The 16,026-nt window shown below is 45.3% G+C and carries 17 protein-coding genes; 3 read left to right on the forward strand and 14 right to left on the reverse strand.

Annotated elements, in window-relative coordinates; translation table 11 throughout:
* Window positions 1-26 precede the first annotated feature (26 nt).
* From MKY97_RS23965 to MKY97_RS23975, 3 genes are all read right to left on the reverse strand, one after another.
* Window positions 27-473, reverse strand: coding sequence for an SMI1/KNR4 family protein (locus MKY97_RS23965; RefSeq protein ID WP_342552737.1), 447 nt, complete (start codon window positions 471-473; stop codon window positions 27-29).
* Window positions 474-617: 144 nt separating this feature from the next.
* Complete coding sequence (locus MKY97_RS23970) at window positions 618-989, reverse strand: resolvase (protein WP_342552738.1); 372 nt, start codon at window positions 987-989, stop codon at window positions 618-620.
* Between the two features lie 680 nt (window positions 990-1,669).
* Entirely contained in the window at window positions 1,670-2,830 is a 1,161-nt protein-coding gene (locus tag MKY97_RS23975) for a Gfo/Idh/MocA family oxidoreductase (RefSeq protein ID WP_342556441.1), read from the reverse strand.
* A 108-nt stretch (window positions 2,831-2,938) separates the two neighbouring features.
* Between MKY97_RS23975 and MKY97_RS23980 the strand changes: the two genes are divergently transcribed.
* A complete protein-coding gene (locus MKY97_RS23980; protein WP_342552739.1) occupies window positions 2,939-3,826 on the forward strand; it encodes an AraC family transcriptional regulator in 888 nt (295 codons plus the stop codon).
* A 23-nt stretch (window positions 3,827-3,849) separates the two neighbouring features.
* Here the strand turns inward: MKY97_RS23980 and MKY97_RS23985 are convergent, their stop codons facing one another.
* The gene (locus MKY97_RS23985; protein ID WP_342552740.1) at window positions 3,850-4,617 is read right to left on the reverse strand and encodes a DUF3600 domain-containing protein; all 768 of its coding nucleotides are present in this window, start codon (window positions 4,615-4,617) and stop codon (window positions 3,850-3,852) included.
* Window positions 4,604-5,197 (reverse strand): sigma-70 family RNA polymerase sigma factor, encoded by a 594-nt coding sequence (locus MKY97_RS23990; protein ID WP_342552741.1) that lies wholly within the window; start codon window positions 5,195-5,197, stop codon window positions 4,604-4,606. The genes MKY97_RS23985 and MKY97_RS23990 overlap by 14 nt, the downstream gene beginning before the upstream one ends.
* A 510-nt stretch (window positions 5,198-5,707) precedes the next feature.
* Here MKY97_RS23990 and MKY97_RS23995 point away from each other — a divergent pair.
* Window positions 5,708-5,986, forward strand: a complete 279-nt coding sequence (locus tag MKY97_RS23995) for a hypothetical protein (RefSeq protein WP_342552742.1) — start codon at window positions 5,708-5,710, stop codon at window positions 5,984-5,986.
* An 82-nt stretch (window positions 5,987-6,068) separates the two neighbouring features.
* Here MKY97_RS23995 and MKY97_RS24000 read toward each other — a convergent pair whose 3' ends face one another.
* The 5 genes from MKY97_RS24000 to MKY97_RS24020 form a co-directional block, all read right to left on the reverse strand.
* Window positions 6,069-6,698: a hypothetical protein gene (locus MKY97_RS24000; RefSeq protein WP_342552743.1), complete on the reverse strand. Its 630-nt coding sequence runs from the start codon at window positions 6,696-6,698 to the stop codon at window positions 6,069-6,071.
* A 131-nt stretch (window positions 6,699-6,829) separates the two neighbouring features.
* A complete protein-coding gene (locus MKY97_RS24005; protein ID WP_342552744.1) occupies window positions 6,830-7,744 on the reverse strand; it encodes a S8 family peptidase in 915 nt (304 codons plus the stop codon).
* A 299-nt stretch (window positions 7,745-8,043) separates the two neighbouring features.
* Window positions 8,044-8,268, reverse strand: coding sequence for a hypothetical protein (locus tag MKY97_RS24010; protein WP_342552745.1), 225 nt, complete (start codon window positions 8,266-8,268; stop codon window positions 8,044-8,046).
* Between the two features lie 225 nt (window positions 8,269-8,493).
* Window positions 8,494-9,282 carry an RNA methyltransferase gene (locus MKY97_RS24015; protein ID WP_342552746.1) on the reverse strand — a complete coding sequence of 263 codons (789 nt, stop codon included), beginning with the start codon at window positions 9,280-9,282 and terminating at the stop codon, window positions 8,494-8,496.
* A gap of 104 nt (window positions 9,283-9,386) precedes the next feature.
* On the reverse strand, window positions 9,387-10,049 hold the full coding sequence (locus tag MKY97_RS24020) for a TrkA family potassium uptake protein (protein WP_342552747.1): 663 nt from the start codon (window positions 10,047-10,049) through the stop codon (window positions 9,387-9,389).
* Between the two features lie 169 nt (window positions 10,050-10,218).
* Between MKY97_RS24020 and sspI the strand changes: the two genes are divergently transcribed.
* Entirely contained in the window at window positions 10,219-10,452 is a 234-nt protein-coding gene (sspI, locus tag MKY97_RS24025) for a small acid-soluble spore protein SspI (RefSeq protein WP_184183075.1), read from the forward strand.
* Between the two features lie 157 nt (window positions 10,453-10,609).
* On the opposite strand, the gene MKY97_RS24030 is transcribed toward sspI, so the two are convergent.
* The 4 genes from MKY97_RS24030 to MKY97_RS24045 all read right to left on the reverse strand — a co-directional run bounded on the left by MKY97_RS24030 (window position 10,610) and on the right by MKY97_RS24045 (window position 15,997).
* Entirely contained in the window at window positions 10,610-12,193 is a 1,584-nt protein-coding gene (locus MKY97_RS24030) for a peptide chain release factor 3 (RefSeq protein ID WP_342552748.1), read from the reverse strand.
* Window positions 12,194-12,573: 380 nt separating this feature from the next.
* Window positions 12,574-12,972, reverse strand: a complete 399-nt coding sequence (locus MKY97_RS24035; RefSeq protein WP_342556442.1) for a DoxX family protein — start codon at window positions 12,970-12,972, stop codon at window positions 12,574-12,576.
* Window positions 12,973-13,452: 480 nt separating this feature from the next.
* Window positions 13,453-15,003: a glucose-6-phosphate dehydrogenase gene (gene zwf, locus MKY97_RS24040; RefSeq protein ID WP_342552749.1), complete on the reverse strand. Its 1,551-nt coding sequence runs from the start codon at window positions 15,001-15,003 to the stop codon at window positions 13,453-13,455.
* Between the two features lie 202 nt (window positions 15,004-15,205).
* Window positions 15,206-15,997 (reverse strand): YwmB family TATA-box binding protein, encoded by a 792-nt coding sequence (locus tag MKY97_RS24045; protein ID WP_342552750.1) that lies wholly within the window; start codon window positions 15,995-15,997, stop codon window positions 15,206-15,208.
* Window positions 15,998-16,026 lie beyond the last annotated feature (29 nt).

Genomic DNA, 16,026 nt, shown 5'->3' on the forward strand with positions numbered 1-16,026 from the left:
ATGGTTTCATGTATTTTGGGTATGTTTTAGTCATACCATGACATCAAAAACTCTGAGAGCGTATCACTAACCTTTCTGAATTCAGTCAGATTATCTATACATTCATCATAATGATACACTGGTGGATTATCTCCTTCATCCAAATTAAAGTACCAGAACATGTATCCCTGATGCATCATAAATACAAACTGATTGTTCGTTAATTTTCGCGAGAAATTATTTTCATCCAGAAGTTCAACTGCCCACTCCTTAAGTTCGGATATAACCTTCATCGTGTAGTGGGTACCTTTCAGAAAATGAATACCATTACCTGCCTTAGACATAAACTCCACATAGGTTAAGGGAAGTTTTTGGGTTGGGCTCAAGTTTTTTAATTTCGTAATATCATCCTCGTTACAAGCACTCATTGGATATGAATTTTCTTCCAAAGTCAATAAAAAACCCTTAATATCACTACTATTAGAAGAACTCACCTTTGTTCCCTCCACTTTTGATTATTCAAATAGCTTGAACTTTCTTACCTTCAAAATCTGCTGCCCATCCTCTATTTTTCTCCAAAAAATAAACTATAGATCAAGGGAATCCCCTTCTATTCCGTTTCGCTGCAGTCAATGCAGCTAGACTTTTCTTCCCAAAGCTCGATCCGCCTCTTTTTGAAGCTCTTTCGTTCTAGGTCCCATGTATTTCTGGGCAGTTCGTAAAATGGTTTCTTCGTTACCGAGAATCTCCAATGCCGTGATTGAAAATATATTTATCAAGTGAGCGTCTTCATCATTCGAAACTTCTTCAAAATATTCAAAAATTTGTTCTATTAGATCGATATTTTCTTCCCGTCTTATAAGTTCAATGATTACAGGCATAAAAACATCCTCAATTATAACCGTTTCCAGCACCTCACCGTTAAATACAACGGATTCTGTGTAGGACGCCTCTGTTGATGGTAGAAACTCTAACATTTGACGCATAAATGCTTCCGATTGTTTAGTCATTTTACCCACTCCTATCAAGACATCAATGAAAGAAAATCTTCTGCCGCTTCTCGTACTTCAATCTCCTTTGAGAGTAACCTCGATCAATAAATAATGTAAGCAAATCTGGTACGGCTTCTTTTACTAATTCTAACAATCTGCGGTACTCCCACTCGTCTTGAAAATCAATTACTGCATCCAAAGCTTCCAAAAAAATGCAGGATAAACAGCTCGAAGGTATCTTCTTTATTCGATCCCTTGCTAACATAATCACAGTTACATTCTGACTCTCGCATGCATACTTAATTAATATCTCAAGTATATTCTTTCTGATTTCGGTTGGAAAACCCCTATTTTTTCAATGTTATCATATGCACCGGGTAAAATCTTATCGAGAGCCTTGCGTATGTTTAATTCGTAGGGATCTACTAAATTAGTATTCATCCTTCTTCACCTCTACGTTCTACTTCGAAAGTTCTCATTGATCACTGCTCGCCCTATCCATAAAAATATAGACCACCTCAACATCATTTCATAATGATATTCCTCCTTAGCAATCATGCATGAAGAGCATTACTTTCTTATTGTTCCAACATATTAAAAAACCGCTGTTCTGTAGATACAGCGGCCTCTTAATCAATCTTCACATCTTCATTCCCTGTTCATGATGCTTCGCGTCATATAAAGTGATCTGTCTCATTCTATTCTGTATCCAAGCTGCGTCCAAGCGTAATACCCATGTCATCAAAATTTTCAACAGATAGTTTTTTCTCATAAAAATGAACAGCATGCTTCATCATACTTTCTCTGGAATAAAACACGTCGTCTGATCGTATGGGTAAAGCCACTTTCTCCCCTATACTTGCTGACTTATAGATGGCGATGATTAATTCCAAGGTATTACGCCCACTCTCTCCATCGACAATAAGCGGCGTTCCTTTCTCTACGGCATGCAGTACATTGTCAACCTGCCCGGCATGACCAGAATGCAGGACTTCAGGCAGTTCATCAAACAGCTGCTGAAGCTGCTGCTTAAGCTTCGAATTAGGTTCGGGAAATCCATTGCTGCGTGAAATCGATGCAGTCACTCTCCAAGGTGCAGACACCCGAGCTTCTTTCCCTTGGAAAATGATCTGCTGCTCCTCTCCGTGATGGATTACGGAACTTGTTATCATACCAACTGCTCCTTGGCCGAATCGAAGCATTGCCATCGAAATATCCTCCACCTCGGCATTATCATGTGCCGTGTTGGCCATCATCGCCTGTACTTCGATGGGCGGCCCCATCATCCAGAGCAGGGCATCGATGTGATGCACCGCATGATTAAGTGTACATCCTCCGCCTTCCTTTTCCCAGGTCCCACGCCACCACAAATCATAATAGCTATGCCCCCGCCACCAGTAAGAGTCTACCTGAACATGGAGAATAGGACCCATTAGCTTGCTGTCCAGCACATTTTTAAGCTTCATCATAGGAGTGGTAAACCGATTTTGGGCAACAATAGACAACAGTTTGCCGCTCTCCTGCGCTGCTTTCAGCATCTGGTCTGCTTCTTCCAATGAAGAAGCCATCGGTTTTTCCACCAAAACATGCTTGCCTGCCCTCAAGAATTCACATGCGATGGAAGCATGGGTATACGGAGGTGTACAGATCGATACAAGGTCAATATCGGCCTCCAGCAGATCGTGATAATCCGCAGCCGCTTCCGTATTCAGGAGTCCATATTCATCGACTCGTTTTTGAGCTTTTTCAACGTACAAATCAACCACAGCAGTGATTTGGCATCGCTCCGGGAATTTCATATATGCTTCAATATGTGCACTGCTGATCGCACCAGCGCCAATAACAGCTGCTTTAATCATCATCATTCCTCCTTTGGTCTCTTCACCTTACCTCAGAATAAAGCGCTTTTATGCGCTTATTCTGTGATAAAATAGAAACATCTTGCGATCAAAGGGAGGTGACATAACATGTCTCATATCCATGCCGAACAATTCCGCTTGATGTGCCGACGTACAACCTATACCGCTTTTCGTGAAGTATTTCACGCACACTCTCAGTTGGAATTAACCTATATCCATGACGGTTACGGACAATTAATAACCGAGGGACATGTTTTTCCACTGGAACCAGGGATGCTCATGATTTTCCGGCCCTTCCAGCTGCATCATGTGCAGATCCAAGTATCGAAAGATCACCCGTTCGTTCGCACCGTTCTTATGGTGGAGCTTGACCTGCTGCATGAATATTGGCCGCACTTCACCGCCACGCATCATTTTACTCAACACCTTCTCAGCGAGCAGCACTCCATACAGCCACTCTCTCTGCTGCCAGACTCTCAACTGGTTCAACATTTGGAACATTTCGGCGTACAGTATCCGGACTTGTTACCCTACGAAGCCTCTGAAGATGCCTGCCTTTTTGTACTGGATGTACTGACGCAGCTTCGCTGGTTATGGAGAACAGCAGCTCATCCCCTGGATCAGTACTCGTCAAACGCTGCAGCAGGTCCATCAGAAATCATCGACCCCCATGCCGAAGCAGCTATGCAGTGGGTTGAGCAGCATTATGCGGAAGCTTTTCGCTTAGAACATGTTGCAGATGAACTGCATCTGTCCGTATATCACTTGTCTCATTTGTTTAAAAAAGCAACCGGCACCAGCATCATTGCATATGCCCAGGCCGCACGAATTCGTCAAGCCTGTGTGCTGCTTGGCCGTACCTCCTTATCCATTCCCGAGATTGGCCACCGTGTCGGCATCTCCAGTCCCTCTTATTTTTGCAAAGTATTTCGAAATGTAGTTGGTACCACACCGCACCAGTATAGACTGAGGATGAGAGGAAGAGATCAGGTTTAGGTTAGTTCTTTGTTCTTTGTGCATCAGCGTACATCTAGACCCAGATTTTCCAAATATACACTCATCCGCTCTGTTAATTGATCCCAATCAGACCTTTGACTCTCGGACAAACGATCCATGTAATAATTGCCATCCGGGTCTTTCGTGATCGTTTCATACTTTTTCATCTGTTCATGGACTGATTTAAAGCCAGCATACTGCTCCTTCGTAAACTGCTGTTCTGCCTTTGCAAACTGATCCGTCCAGAACGTATCCTCGTCCATCAGCCTCGGTGAAACCGGTATAGCTCTGGAAGACTTATTTTCCAGCGATTCCAGCTTATCAAAGAACGGTTGGAGTTCAGCCGCTAACCCTTTAAACTTTTCCTGTTCTGCTGTACTCCATTGTTCTGGATTCATCTTACCTTGAGCGTCAGCGTGAATGAATGCCATTTGTCCAAATTGTTTGAGCAGCCCCATGTACAAATCAAATTCGTTTTCCGTAAAATGAGCCTTTGCCTGCTGCAGCTTAGCTTCCAACCGCTCGTAATCCGCTGTATTCCCACCAAGAGAGGTAACCCTGTCCTGTGAACCATATATTCCATCTGCAAGATATGTATACCCCGCATAGGCTCCTGTGGGAATAAGAAGTACTGCCGCAAGTATTATAGTCACCCGCCACTTTCTGATACTGCGTACGCCAGACGCATTCTTCTGAACAGCCTTCATCACGTTCAGTTTAACCCCCTCACCGATGTTCCAATTCTTCGTTTCCTCCTGATACGCCGACCGTAACTGTTTATCCAATTTCATTCGCATGATCCACCTTTCTCGCAAGTTCGGAATGCAGCTGATGCTTCTGTCTTAGCTTGGTAAGTGCTGCGTGAATTCGGGATTTGACTGTACCCAGCGGGATATTTAAAATGTCAGCGACTTCTTCTTGTGTATACTCGTTCAAGTAATGCAGGGTGACCACCTGCTGCAGCTTGTAAGGAAGCCGCTGGACGTGCTCCAGTAAAGATTGATTCGATAATCTACGGACGAGCTGTGATGAAAAATCTACTTCCCTCCCTGTATCTTTATCCAACTGTTCAATCCGCTGCTTGAACCTGAACTGCATCATTTTCCTACGGCGGTAATTTTTGACCTGCCGCATGCTGACTCCCATTAACCATGACCGAAAAGAACGCCCCGTATCATATCGTGCCAGAGATCCATAGGCCTGAATGTAAATCTCCTGCACCAGATCATCCGCATCAGCCACATCACGAACCAGAAAGCGAACCGCGCGGTATACATCCGTCACTGTTTTCTCATATAATTCTCCATAAGCTTCATGGTCGCCAGCCAAGGTCTGCCTCACTAATGTTATGTACTCGTTCTCTTCACTCATTTTCCATCCCCTTTCTCCTTACACTGTATATTGGTTTAAACATTAGATATCGTTCGATTTAATTTCATATTTGCATTTTAAATGAAAACACCTCCAAGATAATAATCTCCCATCCTGCGACAGGTTCCATTATCTTGAAGGTATTCGAGTCTTTGCTTCAAAAAAAAGACTGGCTAAAAGGTGATTTAGGCCAAATCTAGTGTTCCATACAGATCGGGGAAGTGAGTTAAAAAACAGATGATGGACTAACTTCTCAACACGTTTGGTATCGGTCGATCACTGATGGAAATTAAAACCTTTATCAATTCAAATTATCCGAAATACGCCAACGGTTTAATAAACATCAAATTCCCCATAGATCACTGGCATATTTGACATCCGCTTCGGATTGTCAAATGATATCAAACGCTTTCTTTTATCTTATTTGAAATAATGGTAAAATCTATATATATTGTTCTAGTACTTCAATTTAATTTCACATTAAATTAGGTGAATGGATGTGATTCAGACTTGAGTTCAAATAAATTACGCGTTGTATCTGGTGCAGCATTCCTTGCAGCCGTTGTTCTGTTTTGTATGGATGGCTTATTTATTCATTATGATCAATTTCTTGACGGTATCGGTATCAAATCAACATTTATCCTCCCGCCCATAGGCTTATTGGCCGTTTATTTTGCACAAAAGAGAGGTCATACGAAGACAGATACTACACTTATTATCTTCAATATATTGGCGCTGTTACTGTTCCCCTTGTATATGTTTTTCGGCACCTTGATCTTAGGTCCATAAATTAATCGAAGTGAAATGACCGAATCCTACTTAAGGATTCGGTCATTTCACTAAACATCATAATGAGTTTATTCGACTAATCTCAAGAACACGCACCGGCCACTTGTGCAGCAATAAAGTAAGCTCTAACGATCCCCGCTGCAAAACCTGAGACTCCTCTCAAGCATGCCAGAACGTTTGAATCACACTCACAGCTGAAATACCCGTTGGTTTCATAACACTTATCATGGTACATGCAGCAGCGATCTGTTGCATCAACTGGTGCGCTTGGACCACTGCAACCAGGCCCACACCAGTTGCCATGAATAAAGCAGTTATCTTGTGGTGTAATCGCCTCTTCCTTCGCAGCTGTATCAATAACCTTTGCTTCGTTAATCATCTGTACGGAATTATTAACAATCTCATATTGCTTCTCTATCCCATCTTCAACAATGACACCGATCACTTGCTCAATGTTCTCCGGATGTTCAACATGTGTAAAGCTGCTGTACCAGACATATGCTGCATCACCAAGCACGACTTCAGTCACAGTCCCACCTTGTTCAGCCGTCTGAAGTTGTACTGCTTTGGTGATGCTGAACTGGGATTCAGTAATGAATCCTTCCTTGGTGAAATACTCTATCATAGTTTGTACACCTGGATTTACTTTCAGGCTGTTTGCCAGAAATGCTTTCTCCACTTTGCTCAATTCCCGTTTGTAATTGGTACTCATACTTATTTCCTCCTGTATATTTGAATTAGTGGATTAAACTCTGCAGTAATTTAATCCAAGGTTGCTGCCATGTATGGAGTGGTCAGCGCCCTTATATCTAATAAAGTGTCTCGAGATGCACCGTTAACAACCTATTTGAGATTTAATATTTTCAATTTTCCATACTGATCTGTATTTTGCCTAAGAACCTCATATAGTTCGGATTCCGACATCTGCCTTGATGTGAGCAGCTCAAACTTGTTGATTAATAGAGCAGCAGCTCCTGCAGCATGAGGAGCCGCCATCGAGGTCCCGGACATCTCGGCATATCGCGATTTTGGAATGGTTGATAACACGCCCACCCCAGGTGCGTATAAATCGATCTGATCGTTTGAGTTCGAAAATGGAGCCAATAAACGATCCTCATCTACTGCACCGACCTGTACAACTTCTTCGTAGTATCCTGGGTACATAAACTCGTCCGTATCTAAGTCATTGTCTCCTGAATTACCTGAAGCACAAATCACCAGAATATTCTCATCAATCGCACGCATTATGGCTTCATACAGCCCCCTATGGTTCTTGCTTCCCCCTAGTGACATGGTGATTATTCGCACTTTTTGGCCAGTGTCCCCTCTCCACTGTACAGCGTAGTCGATCGCCTGAATCAGATTATCGTATGTCCCCTCACCGCTCTCAGAAATAGCCTTAAGAATCAGCAGTTTGGCATCAGGTGCTACTCCAACAATACCTTCATCATTAAGAGAACCCGCGATAATACCAGCAACGTGAGTACCATGGAACAGTGTGTCTCCGTAATTACCAACGTCCCCTCCAAAATCTGGCGTAAAGTTTCTCCCTGCTATAATGCTGTTCCTTAGGCCCGGATGATCCATCTGACATCCCGTATCAATAACTGCAACAACAACATCTTTCCCCGTAAATCCTTGATTCCAATAATTGAGCGCACCCACCATTTTTACACCATATGGGATTTCATCACTGTCCTCATATATTGAAGCAGTAGTATTTGGAATTAGAACTATTTCCCCAGTGCCATCATTCAAGAAAAATCACTCCTTCATCTATTAGATGGGGTAGAATGCATAAGAACTCCCTCTAGAATACAAAGTGAGAATAAAGAAAAAAAAACAACCTTGAGTAGGCTGCTTTGTTAGGTAAAGGTAAAATAGAATTACAGAATCATTCCAGTAAGCGTTTTTACATCAAAACCAGTAACCATGTTCTCTGTTCCATCCTCCTCCGTTCTAATAGGCCTTTTAAATTGTACTGTAATAGGAAAGTGATGTTTCCTTGTCAAATAATAACCACATAAAAACCCTTCCACTGAAGGAAGGGCTGTTATTTAACTACAGTTTTCAGGGTTAAAGCTGCACGAACACATCTTGACTCCTACAGCTTGGAAGCACTCATTTTCTATCTTTTTCAAATGATAAGCATACTTTTCACACAGTTCTTGATAAAATAATATGTCGTCTGGATTATTTGATTCTAAAATTTTGCTGCTAAGTCTTAGCAGCTCTATTTTTAATGAGTGATGTCTGGTGCGCCATTGAATTAGATTATCCATTCCTATCTCCCTCCTCACTAAGCCTATTAAATAAAGTGAAATGAGTAGGAAATAAAACAACCCAATATTAATCTCTGTCTAGTTTTTTGTTTCGAAACCGTACATTTACATTCTGTCCTGAAAACGGAACCCCTTCTAAAACAGCTAAAAGACCGTTCCCAATAGAATATCCGGAAACGGCCCGATTTACTGAACATGCCCATACTTTAAAACATCATCGACTCTTTACCCCATCCGCTGCCGCATCACCTCAAACAGCAAAATTGTGGCCGCCATCGCAGCGTTGAGCGACTCGGCTTGTCCCTGCATCGGAATCGTAATTGCGTCATCGACGAGCTGTGCCGTGGTGCCTGAGATGCCTTTGCCTTCATTGCCAATGACAAGCCACACCGGCTGGGTAAAATCATAACTGTAGCACGAATACGCTGCCTGCAAAGAGGTGCTGACCAGCCTCACACCTGCGGCTTTTGCCTCAGGAAGCAGCGACTGCAATTCTCCCTCCACAATGGGCAAATGAAACAGTGAACCCATCGTTGATCGAATTGTTTTGGGATTATATACATCCGCACAACCAGCACCAAGAACAACCCCCGCTGCTCCGGCTGCATCCGCACTGCGAATAATCGTGCCCACGTTGCCGGGGTCCTGCACACCATCCAGTACAACAACGAGTCCCTGCGGCTCCGCAATCAGGCTCTGAAGCGGCTCTTTGCTTTTGCGTACAATTGCAAATACAGGCTGAGGTGTCATCGTATCCGTACATTTGGCAATAACGGCAGGAGACACGCTAACCCACTCAACTCGCTTCAATGGATTCTCCAGACCAGACAGTTCAACGGGTACCCCCTGTTCCCCGTCATATACGATACACTCCAGATCAGCCCCGGCGCGCAGCGCTTCCTGTACAAGATGAATACCTTCGATTACATATTTATGTTGACGGGTCCGATGCTTTTTCTCGAGCAGCTGTGCCCATTCTTTTACACGTGTATTTTGCGGTGATACAATATCCATCGTTCCATCCTTCCCACTTGAGGCTTATTAGTCAACTAAAAGCACTCTGCTCACAAACTGCGTGAAACCCTGCTCTCCATCCGCGAAATGACGTTTGTTCATTATCATTTCGGATAGGCCAGCTCCAGCTTGGTCAGATGATCTTTGTGTCCAACAATTACCAGCACATCCCCGTCTGCAATCCGATCCTCGGCATAAGGGGAGATGTTCATTGAACCCCTGCTCTTGATCGCCATGACGTTACAGCCAAATCGGGCACGAATGTTCAGCTCCAGCAGGTTTTTGCCAATCATCTGCTCGGACGCTCTCATCTCCAGAATGCTGTAATCCTCAGATAATTCAATGTAATCCAAAATGTTGGGTGACGTCAGGTGGTGCGCTACACGCAGACCCATATCCCGTTCCGGGTAGATCACTTTATCCGCACCGATCTTCTGCAGCACCTTGCCATGCAGCTCATTCTGCGCTTTCACGATCAGTACAGGTACACCCATATCTTTCAAAATCAGCGTTGTCAGAATACTCGCCTGAATATCCTCGCCAATGGCTACAACCACAACGTCAAAATTCCGTATGCCAAGCGCCCGCAGCGCTTCTTCGTCTGTTGAATCGGCCGATACCGCATGGGTCACCACATTGGACATCTCCTGGGTCCGCTGCTCGTTCGCATCAATGGCGAGCACGTCAAATCCCATGCCGCTTAGTGCATTCGCTACACTTGATCCGAATCGTCCCATGCCAATTACGGCATATTGTTTCTTTGCCATCAGGGTATTTAACCTCCCGCTGCATTACGGCATGGCGCACCTGCTCTCAGTACGATGCCAGCGTAAATAATCCTTCGTAGTATACCACAAAGACGGAGAAACTTGAATGCGCTCGCCCTTCACAGGGAACAGTAATACAGCAGCCGAATAAACCGAGGAGGGAATTGCGATGCCCATTACATTAAGCCTGCGTGAAGCGATTGTTCATAAGGTTCATGATAAAAGTGATGACCAGCTCCGGGAGATGATTGAAGGTTCCGTGGATGGACCCGAAGCAGCACTGCCCGGACTTGGCGCCATTTTTGAAATGATCTGGAAAAACACCGAACCTGCCAAGCAGGATGAGCTGATTCAAATTGCGCAGGAGCATCTGCACACCATTCCCGTTCAACCCCTTCGATAATCGAAGCATAGCGGGTGAAGTGACCATCACACCGTTTGTTCCGTCTGCAAAAAAAGCTCCCCTAACCCGGCAGGATCAATCCCGCCAAATAGGTAAGGGTAAAAGCAAACAATCCCTCCACCAACCGGCGGAGGGATTTCATTATATCAAGCTGACATTAAGGCGCCGTTTCCAGAAACTTCGCTGTCGGGTTTTTGTCCATTGCTGTTCTCATCGCATATTCATTCTCGAAGAGTACAACGTAATTTCCTTTTTTATCCTTTACCAGAGCTGAGTTAATCCGGAATTTGCTCGGGTCTAAGTTCTCGTCCACGATCCAGCGGGCAAACTGGTACTGCATCCGCTGCAGCTGCACATCTACCCCGTACTCACCCTTCATTCGGTATTCAAATACTTCGAACTGGAGCTGACCGACTACGCCCAGGATGGTCTCATCAAAGCTCACCGTGTTAAACACCTGAATGGTACCTTCCTCCGTGAGTTGATCGATCCCTTTTTGATACTGTTTGTGTTTCAGTGCATTTTTAACTGTTACTTTGGCAAAAATCTCTGGCGAAAACGTTGGCAGCTCATCAAATACCACTTCACTGCTCTGACTAAGTGAATCTCCAATCCGGAAAATGCCCGGATCAAACAGACCGATAATGTCGCCTGCATACGCCTCTTCAACAATATCCCGATCCTGAGCCAGGAACTGCTGCGGCTGAGACAGCTTGATTTCTTTACCTACGCGGTTATGCTTAACGCTCATGCCGCGTTCGAACTTGCCCGATACAATCCGCAGGAACGCGATTCGGTCGCGGTGCGCAGGGTTCATATTTGCCTGAATTTTAAATACATATCCGGTGAATTTCTCATTCGTCGGCTCAATCTCGCCCGCTGTACTGCGGCGCGGTTCTGGCTTCGGAGCCAGCTCCAGGAAGTTCTCAAGGAACGTCTGTACACCGAAATTGTTAATGGCACTGCCGAAGAAAATCGGTGTCAGTTCACCCTTTTGTACCTTTTCCATATCAAACGGGTCACCCGCGACATCCAGAAGCTCAAGCTCCTGACACAGCTGATCATGAAGGTACTCGCCTGCCATCTCGCGAATAATCGGATCTTTATAACCATCTACCTTCTGTACTTTGATGGTCGAGTGATCGTCACCCTGGAACAATTCCACTTGATTTTTCATCCGGTCATATACACCGCACAGATCGCGCCCTGTACCAATCGGCCAGTTCATTGGAACGGAGCGAATACCCAGTACGTTCTCCAGTTCTTCCATCAGATCAAACGGACTTTGTCCTTCACGATCAAGCTTGTTGATAAACGTAAAAATGGGAATACCGCGCTTCGCGCATACCTGGAACAATTTAATGGTCTGTGCTTCGACACCCTTTGCCACGTCAATCAGCATGACCGCGCTGTCGGCAGCCGTCAGTGTGCGGTACGTATCTTCACTGAAGTCTTGGTGGCCCGGTGTATCCAGAATGTTAACCCGATGACCCAGATAATCGAACTGCATCACGGAAGACGTAACCGAGATCCCCCGCTGTTTCTCGATTTCCATCCAGTCACTTGTCGCGTGTTTACTCGCTTTCCGGGCTTTAACCGTTCCTGCAAGGCGAATCGCGCCCCCGAACAACAGCAGCTTCTCGGTCAAAGTCGTTTTACCCGCATCGGGGTGAGAGATAATGGCAAACGTCCGACGTTTGTCCACTTCTTGTTGAAGAATGTTATTTGCAGCTTTGCTCATAGCGTCTATCCCTTTCATTCGTTCGTTCACGTTAATCCGGTCAGCGCCGGTCCATAGGTTCTCTTGGTATAACTTTAATACGTTAAACTTTATGCCACCCGGCTAAGCCGGTTGATTATAAACTCGCATGTATTCCTCATCTTCAGGGGTACACGATAAATTCATTTTACACATTTACAATGGAGTTCATCCTTTCAGATCGGTGCTTCCATTCATGTTTCTTCACTCGTTCTCAATTCAACTCTCCTATTGTACCATAATCTGTGCCGAAAATAACCGATTACGTTCCACCAATTCAACACTTTTCTCCGCAAAAAAAGAACCCTTCTGCCATGCAGCTGGCATCCAGGTTCCTCTCATTCTTTACTGATCATTCGATTTTAGAAAATCAGTGCATCCAGCGCATATTGCCCGCCGCCTGTCAGAGCCAGAGCTGCACCCACCACAAGGATGGCGAGGTTATACTCGAATCCGTTCTGTGTAGACCAGTACCCGTTAGCGCCATGTACTTTCACGATAGCAATCACCATCGTCAGTGCAATCAGAACGCCGCCTACCGGCGTCAGCAGGCCCAGAGCCAATAGCAACCCGCCGCCGAATTCGGCAAGCCCTGCCAACAAAGCAACTACCGCGCCAGGTTTCATGCCCATCGATTCAAACCAGCCGCCTGTCCCTTTGATCCCGTAACCCCCGAACCACCCAAACAGCTTCTGTGCTCCGTGTGCCATAAATGATAAACCAATTACCAAACGAATCAACAACAACCCTACATCCAACATCATTTCTTTTTCCTCCATTCGATATATACAAAATAGTATTCTTAGATTAAAGATATTATGCGAAATTTTTTTCATGATTCTATCTGCTCGCAACCCCCTTCAACTGGTTTACCTTTTATCTCATGAATGTTCCCCTGTTTCGGATTCCGATGTTTTTTTGTCCGAACGCAGCAGGTCATTTGCGCAGCTCTTTAACTCATGTGTTGAGTATAAGTTATTCACTTACTTTTTGTCAACAACTTAATTTTAATTATTTATTTCCTTCATATGTAACCTTTAGTCCATCCGTGAATCGCCAATCAATCTCAACTGAAAAAGCCCGAAAAACCGCATCTTTCATGCGATTTTCCAAGGCTCATTTCCAAAGCATATAGTTAATCTAAAGGGAGATTTACACAGAGCTCTTCAAAGACCCTCCCCTGAAAAGCAGTATTTAGCCCTTAATTTTTGAATTCTCTTATGGTTAATTTCCTCATGCTCTTAACCATTCACATGCCAAACGACACTATCCTCATCCTGCCCATTCACCGGCCACCAGTGGAAACCGTCCTGCTCCAGCAGCTTGGCTGTTGCTTCAGGCCCCCACGTTCCTGCTGGATACGTGTGCAGTTCACCCTGATTCCGCCCCCAAGCGGCAGCAATCCGGTCGACAAAAGACCAGGCTGTCGCCACTTCATCCCATCGGGTGAAATATGTGGAGTCGCCTTCTGCTGCATCATGCAGCAGGCGTTCATAAGCTTCGGGCGAGTTGATTCCAATCATGCAGCTCTGGCAGAAATCCATTGCCAAGGGCTGAATCTCGGAATCCGAGCCCGGCTTTTTGGCATTGATCTTGATATAAATGCCTTCCATCGGATTCACCCGAATCACCAGCAGATTCGGCTCCAGCTTGTATTTTTTCCCGAGGTATACGTTATTCGGCATCGATTTGAACTCAACCACGATCTCCGTCGTTTTCACCGGTAGACGTTTGCCTGTCCGAATGTAAAAAGGAACACCAGCCCAGCGGAAGTTGTCTACAAATACGCGTGCAGCAAAATAAGTCTCCGTATTCGACTCCGGATCAACCTTGTCTTCCTGACGATATCCCGGAAGCTGTTTGCCGCGGTATTCCCCTTCCGTATACTGAGCCCGTACAACGTTGTTACGTACATCTTCATCGGAGGTAAACTCCCGCAGGGAACGAAGCACCTTCACCTTCTCATCGCGGATATCCTCCGGGAACAGACGACTTGGCGGTTCCATCGCAATCATGGTCAGCATCTGCAGCATATGATTTTGTCCCATATCACGCAGTGCACCGGAATGGTCATAATACCCGCCTCGCTCTTCCACCCCAACCGTCTCACCTAATGTAATCTGAACGTTGGCGATATGTTTATTGTTCCAGAGCGGTTCAAAAAAGGCATTCCCGAAGCGGATTACCTCGATATTTTGTACCATTTCCTTGCCCAGATAGTGATCAATCCGATAGATTTCCTCTTCCTTAAATACCTCGCGGATCTGTGCGTTCAGCTTCTCGGCCGAGGGCAGATCATATCCAAATGGCTTCTCAATCACCAGACGATTCCATCCCTCACCCTCCAGCATGCCGCCATCTCTCAAACTGTAGGACACACTGCCAAACAACTCCGGTGCCAGAGCCAGATAAAAGAGCCGATTTCCCGGTGTCTTGAATTTGGCTTCCAGCCGTTCGGTCTGCTCCCGCAGCTCCCGGAACCCCTCCACGTTGTTAATATCCAGTGATTTGTATTCAAAATGCTCGGCAAAAGCATTCCATTCCTCTGAATCCCCCGCCGGATAACGGCAGAATTCCTGGATGGATTCCAGCAGATCGTCCCGGAATTGTTCCTGGGACCTCGGACGGCGCGCTGCGCCAATAACCGCAAAGTCTTCGGCAAGCTTGCCCTCACGGTATAAACTGTAGATGGCCGGAAACAACTTCCGGCGGGCCAAATCGCCCGTTGCTCCAAAAATGAAAAAAACTGCACCAGGTGTCTGCACATCATTTTGCATCTGTTTAATGTCCATGTAGGTCCCTCTTTCTTCCGGGAAGACCTTCCTGATCCGCTTCCCGAACTATGTAATGAGATGCTCAGCCTCTGACAACCAACTGATAATTACCAGTAAGTTCCTTCTTCGATGTGATGCCATTTTAGCATATCCACCAGATTGAATGCACTACATGCTGCAGCATTATTTCTATCATTACCTGTATCGCTACCCCCATCATTCAATATTCAATCGTAATGACGGGAAAACCTACAGTTACCCGAGTATCCCCCTGCCCACTGATCTGATGTACGGCAAGCTGCATATTTAACATATGCGGACCACTTTGAACTTGCAGGGGCAGCTCAGCCGCCTGATACGAAACACTTTTCGTGGCTGTATCCTCATAACGCTCCACTTCCATCATGTGCAGCTCACGGAAGAGCTTTGCTTCAATCCCCGCAAACGGTTCACCAGTTTTTTTATCTGCATCACCCATAGATGCCTTGGATGCATCCTTGGTAGGCAGCATTCCCTGCACAGACATATTCCAGCTTGCTTGCAATCCGGATTCAGCCATTATTTCTCCCACCTGCTCATGCAGACTCAGCAGCCTCTGACGATCCAGTTTCTTTCCACCCAACAGCTGAACGATGATATAATATCGATCTTCCTCTGTATCTGCCGCATTTAACAACACCTCTACAGCAGACCCGGAGACTCCGACCGTGCCCTCACTGCGATACACATGGTGCCCGGTTTGAAGAATCTGAACAGGATCTGCCAGCCCCAAGCTAACAGCAAGCTTTGCCGCTTGGGCGCGAGCATCACCTTTACCTTCAGCTTGCCATTTAATTACCCATTGATCTGCATGCTCTATCACATCATCCGCTGTATGCAGCAGCTGCTCCAGTCCTGCCGCTTTGGATAAGCTCCTTCCTGCCGCCGCATTCTCTGTATATACCTGTGTAACCCCGATTAAAATTATAATAGCTGTCGCAATAATGGCTGTATTCATCCAACGACTTAACAAATGAACTCCCCCATTTCTTTCTCTCATTC

Source organism: Paenibacillus sp. FSL R7-0652 (assembly GCF_038595045.1).
GTDB lineage: Bacteria > Bacillota > Bacilli > Paenibacillales > Paenibacillaceae > Paenibacillus.